12 protein-coding genes and 1 tRNA gene are annotated in these 9,364 nt (G+C 43.5%); 4 read left to right on the plus strand and 9 right to left on the minus strand.

The window, feature by feature from the left end; all coding sequences use genetic code 11:
* Nucleotides 1-354: 354 nt before the first annotated feature.
* Nucleotides 355-753, minus strand: a complete 399-nt coding sequence (locus RLO19_RS20760; RefSeq protein ID WP_446359334.1) for a DUF4359 domain-containing protein — start codon at nt 751-753, stop codon at nt 355-357.
* A gap of 118 nt (nt 754-871) precedes the next feature.
* Here RLO19_RS20760 and RLO19_RS20765 point away from each other — a divergent pair.
* Nucleotides 872-944, plus strand: a tRNA-His gene (locus tag RLO19_RS20765).
* Nucleotides 945-1,166: 222 nt separating this feature from the next.
* Here the strand turns inward: RLO19_RS20765 and hemB are convergent.
* The 6 genes from hemB to RLO19_RS20795 all read right to left on the minus strand — a co-directional run bounded on the left by hemB (nt 1,167) and on the right by RLO19_RS20795 (nt 4,834).
* A complete protein-coding gene (gene hemB, locus RLO19_RS20770; protein ID WP_446359335.1) occupies nt 1,167-2,150 on the minus strand; it encodes a porphobilinogen synthase in 984 nt (327 codons plus the stop codon).
* 214 nt (nt 2,151-2,364) lie between these two features.
* Nucleotides 2,365-2,802, minus strand: coding sequence for a hypothetical protein (locus RLO19_RS20775; RefSeq protein ID WP_446359336.1), 438 nt, complete (start codon nt 2,800-2,802; stop codon nt 2,365-2,367).
* Nucleotides 2,802-3,239: a Panacea domain-containing protein gene (locus RLO19_RS20780; RefSeq protein ID WP_446359337.1), complete on the minus strand. Its 438-nt coding sequence runs from the start codon at nt 3,237-3,239 to the stop codon at nt 2,802-2,804. Before RLO19_RS20780 ends, RLO19_RS20775 begins: the two co-directional genes overlap by 1 nt.
* A gap of 135 nt (nt 3,240-3,374) precedes the next feature.
* Nucleotides 3,375-3,788: a hypothetical protein gene (locus RLO19_RS20785; RefSeq protein WP_446359338.1), complete on the minus strand. Its 414-nt coding sequence runs from the start codon at nt 3,786-3,788 to the stop codon at nt 3,375-3,377.
* Between the two features lie 15 nt (nt 3,789-3,803).
* Nucleotides 3,804-4,694 (minus strand): ParA family protein, encoded by an 891-nt coding sequence (locus RLO19_RS20790; RefSeq protein ID WP_446359339.1) that lies wholly within the window; start codon nt 4,692-4,694, stop codon nt 3,804-3,806.
* Nucleotides 4,682-4,834, minus strand: coding sequence for a hypothetical protein (locus tag RLO19_RS20795; protein ID WP_446359340.1), 153 nt, complete (start codon nt 4,832-4,834; stop codon nt 4,682-4,684). Before RLO19_RS20795 ends, RLO19_RS20790 begins: the two co-directional genes overlap by 13 nt.
* A gap of 163 nt (nt 4,835-4,997) precedes the next feature.
* Here RLO19_RS20795 and RLO19_RS20800 point away from each other — a divergent pair, with 163 nt between their 5' ends.
* From RLO19_RS20800 to RLO19_RS20810, 3 genes are all read left to right on the plus strand, one after another.
* Complete coding sequence (locus RLO19_RS20800) at nt 4,998-5,267, plus strand: hypothetical protein (RefSeq protein ID WP_446359341.1); 270 nt, start codon at nt 4,998-5,000, stop codon at nt 5,265-5,267.
* A gap of 381 nt (nt 5,268-5,648) precedes the next feature.
* Nucleotides 5,649-6,389, plus strand: a complete 741-nt coding sequence (locus RLO19_RS20805) for an FkbM family methyltransferase (RefSeq protein WP_446359342.1) — start codon at nt 5,649-5,651, stop codon at nt 6,387-6,389.
* Between the two features lie 12 nt (nt 6,390-6,401).
* Nucleotides 6,402-7,229, plus strand: a complete 828-nt coding sequence (locus tag RLO19_RS20810; RefSeq protein WP_446359343.1) for an FkbM family methyltransferase — start codon at nt 6,402-6,404, stop codon at nt 7,227-7,229.
* A gap of 102 nt (nt 7,230-7,331) precedes the next feature.
* Here the strand turns inward: RLO19_RS20810 and RLO19_RS20815 are convergent, their stop codons facing one another.
* The gene (locus RLO19_RS20815; protein ID WP_446359344.1) at nt 7,332-8,450 is read right to left on the minus strand and encodes an NAD(P)/FAD-dependent oxidoreductase; all 1,119 of its coding nucleotides are present in this window, start codon (nt 8,448-8,450) and stop codon (nt 7,332-7,334) included.
* On the minus strand, nt 8,451-8,924 hold the full coding sequence (psbQ, locus tag RLO19_RS20820) for a photosystem II protein PsbQ (protein WP_446359345.1): 474 nt from the start codon (nt 8,922-8,924) through the stop codon (nt 8,451-8,453). It abuts the gene before it with no gap.
* Nucleotides 8,925-9,364: the final 440 nt, after the last annotated feature.

The following is a 9,364-nucleotide window of genomic DNA, read 5'->3' on the forward strand; positions in this document are numbered from 1 at the left end:
TCCAGGGTTTTTCTCTGGAACTCTAAGAAGACGAGCAAAACGAAGGGACGCGGCTTTAGTTCGTCCCGTAGTATCCTCTTAGAATCCCCCGCGTCCCTTCACTTCGTTCGAGGGCAAGTTTAACCGGGGGAGAAGTCAATCCCAGACAGCTAGAGGATACTCCTTAAGCGCCACGCTAGCTACAGGATTGATGGTTCACCGTATCCTGAGAACCGTGGTGTACTCAAACCAAAACTGATTACCGCTCTTAGTATTCAGGGCTGAGGTGGAGCCAAGATGCAATCCCCAGCTTCAACGAAGTGACGCCTCAAGGCGCAACGGAGTAAGTTGGGGTAGTTGAAAAACTCGAATTCATTATTTTTTCTGCGCCTGATAGGTCAAAAACTGTTGAAAAGCTCCCACCGTTTCAAAATGGTAAGCGGGCAATAAGGGATTGATGTTAATATCTGTGCGGTAAATGCTGAAAATTATCCAGTTTTGTTGTTCTGTCTGCTGGTCAATAATTTGCTGAATTTGGGGGCGTCCCGTATCCACGAGGGATTGGCATTGACGCTTGAGGAATTCTGGATCAGGGTTGAGAAACTCCAATTGCTTGGGGGTTTGAGTGCAGACTTCATCTTTGAGGTAGGTGCTGAGTTGTTCAACGGCGTACTCCTCATAAGACTCCTTACCCGGATTCGTCAACGCTAGTCCAACTCCTAGCACAACTAACGCCGTTCCACCCAAGACTGTAATAATTTTTAATGATTTCATGTCACTCAGTCAAGCTTCCATTGGTTATGACTTTCCCCTCTAGCTTATGAGTTCCGGTAAATTACCAATAAATACTGGTGCAACTCCCAGACTTGATGCTATACTAATAAACCGTATGGCGAGCGTAGCCAAGAGGTTAAGGCAGTGGATTGTGGTTCCACCATTCGTGGGTTCGAGTCCCATCGTTCGCCCTTAATATGGCAGCAGGGAAGTAAATTTTCCCTAATATTGCCTTAGTTTAAGTCGAAAAAATCCTGATACTGCAATATATCCTGATACGGCAATATTGTTATCACGGAGTCTTGGTTAACTTGTGCCTATCGAAGTTTACCCGAATTACCCGTCAGAAAGTATTTATAGAAACCGAAGTGCGTAGAGACGTTGCATGCAACGTCTCTACTGTGAAATCATAGCTACTCCTGTAGCCAACGGGCAGCGTCTTTGGCATGGTACGTAAGAATTAAATCAGCGCCCGATCGCTTAAATCCGGTCAAGGTTTCCATCACCACCTTTTGTTCGTCAATCCAGCCGTTGAGGGCAGCCGCTTTGACCATCGAATATTCACCCGATACATTGTACGCGGCAACTGGTAAATTTGTGGCTTCCTTCACCCGCCAAATAATATCCATATACGCCAGCGCTGGCTTAATCATCAGCATATCTGCCCCCTCCGCCATATCCAGTTCTATTTCCTTGAGGGCTTCGCGGCTATTGGCGGGGTCCATTTGATAGGTGCGGCGATCGCCAAATTGTGGCGCTGATTCTGCGGCATCCCGAAAGGGTCCATAATAAGCAGAGGCATACTTCGCCGCATAAGACAGAATCGGTGTCTCCTGGAATCCAGCTTCATCCAATCCCGTCCGAATTGCCTGAACAAAACCATCCATCATCCCCGATGGGGCAATAATATCCGCCCCAGCTTTGGCTTGAGAAACGGCGGTTTTCTTTAGCAGTTCTAAGGTGGGATCGTTGAGAACCCGCCCGCTTAAATCACCGACTTCGAGATACCCACAATGTCCATGACTGGTGTATTCACACAAACAGGTATCGGCAATAATCACCAAGTCTGGCACCGCTTCTTTAACGACTGTTGCGGCTTTCTGGACAATGCCACAATCATGCCATGCGCCAGTGGCTTCCACATCTTTATTATCAGGAATGCCAAATAGAATAATCGATGGAATACCAAGATCGTAAACTTCCTTAGCCTCTTCCACAATTTTGTCTACCGATAACTGGTAGACTCCCGGCATAGATTTGACTTCTTGGGCGATTCCCTCACCGGGTACAGCAAACAAGGGGTAGATGAGATCGCTAGTGGTAACAATGTGTTCACGCACCATGCGACGCAACTGGGTGGTTTGGCGGAGACGGCGAGGACGATGAATAGGAAACATAGGTTAAGATTTGAAAAGACGGATTAACCGAAAATTTTTAGACTAGAAGACTATTGTAGAACGAGCCTTCCCCTAGGGATAGCCATCATCGCGATCGCGCCGTTCGTAGTGAGCGCTTACTTCGCTTGACGCATCAAACATTCCAGTCGGTTGAGTTGAATGGATAAAATGCCTTATCTGTCAAGCTTTTGATCGGCTTATCACCCGTTCAGCTTTAATGATTATACAAGGTGAATTTAGGATCTAACCAAATAATCCGAAAAATATCCTTAATGCGATAACCTACCATTGGAGCTTTTCCCGAAAATCGTAGGGCAATAAAAAAGTCGATATCTTCCGTAATATGCTTAGGAATTGAAGCTTTTATGCTAGTTCTCGCAATCTTTTCTGCACCCAATCCATGCCGATCTGCTGCCCAAATTTGTCGCCAAGTCATTTGACTTCGTTTTCTCAGAGCCTTAGCCAGATCAGCCTGCTCATCCCTAGTACATTTATCCAGACCGTAGTCATCCTCTAAATACCGAAGACAAAAAACAGGATGAAAGTCATCGTAATTTAAAATCTTGTTCGATGAAGGTTCTGCAATCCTGCCTTTTACTTTAGACTGATTTGGCAAAGGGTTTTTGATTCTATTTTTATTACCTTTACCCATCAATCTTCAACAATCTGACTCTTAAAATAGTCACTCATTAATTCATGAGTAATGGTTTGATTTAGTCCTGTATTCATCCAAGGTTTTTCTTGATGAGTAAGATTGGCTAAAACAGTACCAGTATATTTACCAAACACGCTATAAACTTCATCAATTAAATTCTTTATTTCTGGCGAAATTATTTCAGGATTGAAATTTTCAGGATCGGGTAAAGGATTACGCGAATATCCCTTATAGGCGTGATAAATTTCTTCGACTACTGGACCATACTGCCATGCCTTAATTTCTTCTCGAAAAAGAGGCTGATCAAACAAAGCCAAATGAAACCCTTGGGCATAATACAGTAATTTTTGCAGTTTTAAATTCGTCATCATGCCGTCCTCTTCAAGATTGGCATAGTGAATGAAATATTTAGCTATATCCGAAGCTTGATACATGGTGAAGCTCCTAAAGATGACTGACCTTTAAATCTATTGTCGCATTTTTCGGACTCAATTAGGTTGAAGAATCCTTATATGAGAGGTGAGGTTTTCCGAAGAAACCTAATCCAATCAGGAATACAACCTAACCGACTATCGCTCTCTGGAGCGGAAGGCATCGCCTTTACGGGCGCGACAGCTAGCGGTTTGGACGATCAAATCAATCAGGCGATCGCGTTTTTTCCAGCGCATTGCCCGCCGACTCGCATCCATCCCATGTTCAGCAATCATATCTTTAAGTTGTTCAACCTTGAGTTGCTGCAACTGTTGGCGTAAGTATTGCTCCCCCTGCTGGTGATAGAGTTCAACGGGATCAAAAACACTCGTACATCGTTTGGTGCGGTGCTTTTTCGAGGGAGCTTGACATTTTGTCGATAAGATTTGAAATAATGAATCAATCTCTTGGGCAAAGTCGGGATCATGTTGGTATTTGGTCAAAGTTGCCTGGGTATCAGGAAGAATTTCTTCCAGGAGTTTGATCAATGCTGTAAGTTGGTCAAGGCTCATTGAATTTCTCCACGTTCAACTGGAGTGATACGGCTTATTTTTGAGAATTTGACTAGCCGCAATTCTGATCTCTTTTGCCAAATTTAGATATTGTTCAAACTGACCCGCATATCCCCATTTTTGTCGCAAGGTTGAGAATTTGTCGGGAGCATTGAATTCAACAGTTTCAGCAATTTGTTGCTTGTGGGGAATTTGGGTTTCAAAGACACGGGCATCTTTACTATATCGACGTAAATCCTTAATCACGCGATCGTGAAGTGTCATACCAGCATTGTATTTACAGATGACAATGCCTAAGGGAACAATAGATTCAGCGATTGTTTCGGAAAACTCATGAATGGTTTTGGTGATTTGGGGAATTCCATAAGTTGAGAGAATATCTGGAATGGTGGGAATGATATAACCATGGGAAATTCGTAATCCATTGAGTGTAACAATACCCAAATTAGGAGGGCAGTCGATGAGAATATAATCATAGGGCTCAATTACAGAGCGAATTCCGCGCCGCAAAATGTTAATTGGACTGGCGGCATAAAACCGTCCAGCGGGAATAGTCGCTAACCTATCTTGCACATTGATTAGATCTAAACTTGAAGGGAGCAAGTCTAAACTGGTTAAATCTTTGACATTAGAAACTTGGTGTTGTAAGGCTTTATGCAGATTAAACTTAGGGTATTCTGGCGCGATCGCATCTAGGAAAAGTTGGGCTAATGTGTGATGATTTTCATTAAGTTCCTCCCATCTTTCTTCACCAATTAACATTAATGTGGCATTAGTTTGAGGATCAAGATCAATGACCAAAACTTTGCGATGAAATACCCCAGCCAACATCTCAGCAACGGCGACGGTGGTTGTTGTTTTCCCCACACCTCCCTTGAAATTAATAAATGAAATTATAATTGCCACAAATCCACTCCAGTCTCTAGATTGAGCGGGTTAAAAAGTTGTTGGATTAAGACTTGGCGTTGGAGAGAAAAATTGAGTAAGTTCATGGGTTGCGATCGCGTCACATTTGGTAGTAGAGAATAAAACCAAAGATTATTCATTGTTAGTTATTTGGAAGACAGGTTCTGCCAATTCATAACAATTCTTAGGCTGACCCGATCACGTTTGTCGCATTATGGGCTAGCCTGTTCCTGCCGAGAAGCTTATGGTAGTGGTAATCACCCTTCTACTTTCCAAGGTAACAAGCTAACATCAGGGTACGCCATGCTCACAAACAAAGAGACGGCGGCAAACCCTTTTCCCCTCAAGGATAGGACAAGAGAGATTCCCCTCAGAACCAATGTTGCGATCGCGCCCAATCCAATCCTCTCCTTGCCCGTCAGAGCCAACCAAACCGATTCGATTATCGGCGGCTTACAAAGTATAGCCGTTGCAAATGGGTTGGAACTTATGCAGGATGATCAAAACCTAGACAACGCCAGATTTATCCAAATATTACCAGGCATCATTTTTCTATGGCAAAGAAATGGATGATGACGAGACTGAACATACCTGTGTGGTATTATTGGTGCATGAATTCCCCCTTTTGTCCCCCTTTATCCCCCTTTTGTCCCCCTTTATCCCCCTTCCGTCCCCCTTTATCCCCCTTCCGTCCCCCTTTATCCCCCTTCCGTCCCCCTTTATCCCCCTTCCGTCCCCCTTTTTAAGGGGGATACCAGCGGATGCTTCGCGTTTATTGCACGGGGTAAACCAGCGGATGCTTCGCGTTTATTGCACGGGGTAAACCAGCGGATGCTTCGCGTTTATTGCACGGGGGAAGCCAGAGGATGCGGGAGCTTTTTATTCCATGGGGGAAGCCAGATATTGCTTCGGGTTATAAACTCATTCATTTAGTTTTATTGTATGTCTAAATAGATGCCAATAACTCTTAAACAAAACTGGAACCAAGTCGGTTATAAAATTAGTAATCATTTTTTTAACCTAGTTGGGCATCTTTTGGTTAAAGAGTGGAATCCGAAACTGCTTGGCTTATCCAAACTACCCATCCACTCAATTATCGACGTGGGAGCAAATGACGGTCAATTCTCTCGGAAAATGTGCCGTATTTTTCCCGACGCTCATCTTTATTCATTTGAACCTTTACCTGACCCATTCAAAAAACTAGAACAATGGGGAAAACAACAAAAAAAGAACGTCAAAGTTTTCAATATGGCATTAGGAGATTCTATTAAAACTATTGAAATCAATAATCATTTATATTTTAATCAATCGTCTTCTATCCTACAGACTACTCAACTCTGTGAACGCATTTACCCAATGCTAAAAAAGCAACAAACGATTCTCGTGCAACAGTCAACCTTAGATCAAGAAATTTCGTCACTGCCAACACCTCTTACGCCTGATATACTTATTAAGTTGGATGTACAAGGCTATGAAGACAGGGTGATCCGAGGGGGTATTGAAACCTTTAAACAGGCTAGAGCTTGTATTGTCGAAATTTCGTTAGATATACTTTACCAAGAACAAGCTGATTTCAAAGATATTTTTTTGATGCTCGATCAACTAGGATATTGTTATGCTGGGAATCTAGATCAAGTTCAAGGGAAAGATGGTCATGTACGCTATTTTAACGCTGTTTTTATCAAAAACAATTAGCCGGAAATAATTATGCACGTTGAAGCTTGCTGCCAAGACTTGTTAGGACAAGTGTTACCCCTTATTGATCCCACAAGAGAGGGTATTTGTATTGACGTAGGAGTGGGAACCTTTGCTTTTTATTGTGAACGGTTTTCTCTACTGGGATTTAAGACAGTTGCGGTTGAACCACTACCTGTCAAAAAATTACAGAATCTATGCCAACGTTATAACATTGACTTAATTAAAGGTTGTCTTTCAGATATCAATGGCGATCAAACCTTATATATGGGTAAATTTATCGGTTTATTTAATCATAATTTTAATTCTTTATCAGCCGATTGGTTTGGTTCTTCCAAAAATATAAAACAAGTTAAGTCTGTAACTCTATCTAGTTTACTATCCAGTATCAATGCTGAAAAAGTTACTTGTCTTAAACTTGATATTGAAGGATGGGAATCTAAAATTATTAAACAGTTTCATGAGTTGTCACCCTTTCTACTACCACGAGTGGTCATGTTTGAATATGGCGGTGGCACCAGTAAAAAAAATGGAAAAGGAGGATGGTCACCTACATTTATTAATGCCACATTAGAATGTTTAAGTGTTTTGAAACAATGCGGTTATGGTTTGAGTGTGATGGTTGATTATGCTTATTCAACAAAAGAAACTATTTTTGACTTACAATCCTCTACTTTAGACATCAATGAAATCATTCCGACTCATTCAATTTATGGAAACATTATTAGTTTTCACAACTGGAATTATCCCGAAGAAAAAATTACCCAAATCTGTTCCCCTTATTATGGTGGAGTTGTACATCGGTTGTTGACCACAATTTTTTCCCGATCGCTGACTTGAAATTGATGCCTCGCCCGTCCGGTAGATCCCCGACTTCAGAATCAAATTCATTCAGGCAATCAGGCTTTTAACCAAGAAATCGGAGATATTGAGCTTTAGGTTTTAAGTTGCACAGATGATCCTTTGAATCTCTTGGGCGGTAGCCGGAGCGAGGAGAACACCGTTGCGATAGTGACCCGTTGCCAGTAAAACATTATCATAACCCGATAGTTTACCAATAACCGGAGCTGGCTGTCCTTCTGGACGAGGACGTTTACCCAACCAAGTGCGAACCACTGTAGCTTGAGCTAAAGCAGGACAAAAGGCGATCGCATCTTGTTTCACTTGTTCAAGTAACCCAGGTTCTGCAACCACTTCGCCGCGATGAGGAAACTCCACCGTTGCACCCACCCAATAATCGCCGCCACCAATTGGCACAATATGCACATCATCCCCTGTAATCACAGGCTGGAAATCCGGATTACCGATTGTATCCCCTAGGCGTAATTGTAACGCTTGACCGAGAACGGGTTTCAGCGTAATTGCAGACGATTGATCCGGTGGGGATAGCAGAAAATTGACCAATTGTGCCGAACCTAATCCCGCCGCAATCACCAGCCAATCCACTGTCAAGGTTTCCCTGTGTGTGTGAATTTGCGCTGCATACCGCCGATTGGAACCATTGACAGGCATCGATTCCACCCCTTCAACACCAACGCCAAACTTAAACGTCACCCCCTTCTGTTGGGCGGCGGCGACTAAGGCATGGGTGAGGGCGGTGGGTTCGACTTGTCTGTCATCGGGAGAATAAATCGCACCGATAATCTTCTCAGGATTAAGCTGAGGACAGTGGGATTGAACTTGAGCCGCACTCCAAATTTCCAATTGCCATCCTTGAGATTGGCGAATTTTGACTAAATTCTGCCAAGAGTCTAAATCGCCGTTCTCAAACCTCAGCATCAAGATGCCTTGACGGTTAAAGGGAATGTGATGCCCAGTCAATATTTCTAATTCTGGAATCAGGGTTTCATAGCGCTGCATACTGGCTTGGCGCAACTGCCATGTTCTCCCCTTAACCTTTTGACTAATCACACCCATCAAAACACCCAATGCTGCCCCGGTTGATCCTTTGGCGGGGGGTTGTCGATCCAGCACAGTCACCTGTAGCCCCGAAACGCTACTTAGTTCGTATGCGATCGCAGCACCAACAATCCCACAGCCAATGATGGCAACATGACTCATTCAGGCAACTCCGGCTGCATTACTAGCATCAGGAATCAGCTTCAAAAACCGATCAAAGTCGATTAACGCCTCTTGATAATTTTTGATGGCAAGTTCATAGTTGCGGCTTTGAGAGGCGGTGTCAATTTTCTGCAAATGTTCAAACAAGTCGTTTGCCGCTTCACTGGCTGCCTTTTGTTCTTGGGGAAGCAGTTGGCGCGTCAGATAACTCATGGTTTGCCGCAAGCTGCCCAATGGACCATGAATATAAGTGGCAACATTTACCCAATCGCGATTGTTAATTCTCGTTTTCAGAACAGGCATTTTTTCTCGCACTTCCCAGAGGCTAGACACCGTGCGCTGAATCTGCTCAACCTGCTGAGTGGTGTAAGCTGGAGGCGGTGTCGTTGCGGCAGGACTACCGCAGCTTACTAAACATGTGGTCACCAGTGCTAGCATTAATGCCAGAATAGAGCGATAACGTCTCATCAGCATGAGTTTCCTCGGATACAACTTTTATATAGACAAACAAATAGGTTGAATGATAGCTCAACCCAAAGTCTAATTCAGTGTAACTCAAGGTATTATAGGGGTTAAGAAGTGACGTCCCCAGTGCCGCCCTAGGGGACGGTGTGGGGCTTTTCGGCGAAGAAAGCTAAAAAACCAAACCGTTCCGAAAAACCTATGCAGATCTAGTCAGAGCTAGGCATATCTGTACACAGTCGGAACGTGCAGACTAAGACTCATCGCAGTCTACGTTAGACAGGTCACGACACCTTGATATGAACGCCAGTATCATGCTCTGTCGAATTCAGTTAAGCAATCAGTGAACAGGTTTATAGCTGTAGTGCTGAATTCGTCAAAAGCCCGTCTAACATTGTCGAGGCAAACTTTACTTAACAATAAGGTTGACAGAAGATGTCAAATTACGCTTT

This window comes from Coleofasciculus sp. G2-EDA-02 (genome assembly GCF_040226375.1).
GTDB lineage: Bacteria > Cyanobacteriota > Cyanobacteriia > Cyanobacteriales > Coleofasciculaceae > Coleofasciculus.